Origin of the sequence: Streptomyces sp. SID12501 (assembly GCF_010550245.1) — a bacterium.
In the GTDB taxonomy this organism is placed as follows: domain Bacteria; phylum Actinomycetota; class Actinomycetes; order Streptomycetales; family Streptomycetaceae; genus Streptomyces.
Genome location: NZ_JAAGLU010000654.1, coordinates 1 through 441 on the forward strand (window position 1 = coordinate 1; position 441 = coordinate 441).

Here is a 441-nt window from a genome sequence, read left to right on the forward strand (position 1 = left end):
GTGGATAGGTCGCCGGGAAGAGATAGCCCTCGTGGTTGCCGTCGGCGTCGGCGACGACCGCCCACCAGCTCGTCGCGTCGATGGGCTCCTTGCCGTGCAGCACCCGACCGCCCAGGTCGGCGACGCGTGCCAGCACGTCGTCGATCGAGTCGACCTCGACGTAGCTGCGCGGCTGCGTGAACCCCTCCGAGCGGGGCGCGAGCCCGCCGCCGCTCACGCCGTTCGGCGCCGACCACATCGGGTAGCCCTCGAAGCCCGGGATCTCCCGGATCTGCCAGCCGAACAGCCCCTCGTAGAACCGCGTCGCGGCCGCGGTGTCCGCGACCGGGATGTCGACGTGCGTGATGTCGCCGTGCGCCATGACCGTCCCCCTCGACCCGTCGGTGGGCGGGCGCCCACCCGTGCTCCGGACGCTAGTCCTCGGTGCTCACTCACGGAACC

The 441-nt window shown here is 72.1% G+C and carries 1 protein-coding gene; it reads right to left on the minus strand.

Annotation, left to right across the window (positions count from 1 at the left end):
- Positions 1-361, minus strand: a 361-nt coding sequence (locus G3I71_RS47750) for a VOC family protein (RefSeq protein WP_164325213.1), incomplete at its 3' end; no start/stop codon positions are given.
- Positions 362-441 lie beyond the last annotated feature (80 nt).